The following is a 767-nucleotide window of genomic DNA, read 5'->3' as shown; positions in this document are numbered from 1 at the left end:
AAATGTGTTGAGGAGAATGATACATGAGATATTTTAAAGGAAAACAGTTCAAAAAAGACATTATTTTAGTAGCCGTTGGCTATTACTGTCGTTTTTCTTTAAGCTATCGTGATGTATCTGAGATCCTCAAGGAACGTGGTGTGTCAGTTCATCCAACAACTATCATGCGTTGGGTTCATGAATATGGAAATCTAATCTATCAAATGTGGAAGAAGAAAAACAAATCGGCACTCCATGCTTGGCATTTGGATGAGACGTATATCAAAATCAAAGGAGAATGGTGTTACTTATATCGTGCCATTGATAGTGATGGACATACACTGGACTTTCAACTTCGAAAAACACGTAATCATCAAGCTGCTTATGCCTTTATGAAAAGACTGGTAAAACATTTTGGAGAACCATCGGTTCTTACGACAGACAAGGCCCCGGCTTTACTTTGTGCATTCAAAAAATTACAGAAAGCCGATTATTATACACATACCAAACACTGTACCATTAAACATCGTAATAATCTCATTGAACAAGATCATCGACATGTCAAACGCCGGTTTGTAAAATCAGCTGGATTTCAAACTCTTCGTCATGCTTCTCGTACCATCAAAGGAATCGAAACGATTCAGGCTATATATAAACAAAGGCGAAATCTTCAAACAGATTTCGCCTTCTCAGTGTACAATGAATTACAACAATTAATGGCCACTGCATAAATAGTTTCCCTTATTTATCCACTCGTTTATGCTTTTTTCAAACTTTGCAACACAACC

The 767-nt window shown here is 36.8% G+C and carries 1 protein-coding gene; it reads left to right on the top strand.

All coding sequences use genetic code 11. The features are described 5' to 3' along the window. Nucleotides 1–23: 23 nt before the first annotated feature. Nucleotides 24–710 (top strand): IS6 family transposase, encoded by a 687-nt coding sequence (locus MR155_RS31240; RefSeq protein ID WP_242312118.1) that lies wholly within the window; start codon nucleotides 24–26, stop codon nucleotides 708–710. The last annotated feature ends 57 nt before the right edge of the window (nucleotides 711–767 follow it).

Source organism: Bacillus cereus group sp. BfR-BA-01331, from assembly GCF_022663915.1.
GTDB lineage: Bacteria > Bacillota > Bacilli > Bacillales > Bacillaceae_G > Bacillus_A > Bacillus_A mycoides.
The sequence above is the reverse complement of the archived record's forward strand: the minus strand, read 5'-3'. Positions and strand labels throughout refer to the sequence as shown.

Coding starts and splice junctions, on each gene's coding strand:
- MR155_RS31240 (WP_242312118.1), top strand. CDS start 24: ATGAGATATTTTAAAGGAAAACAGTTCAAAAAAGACATTATTTTAGTA.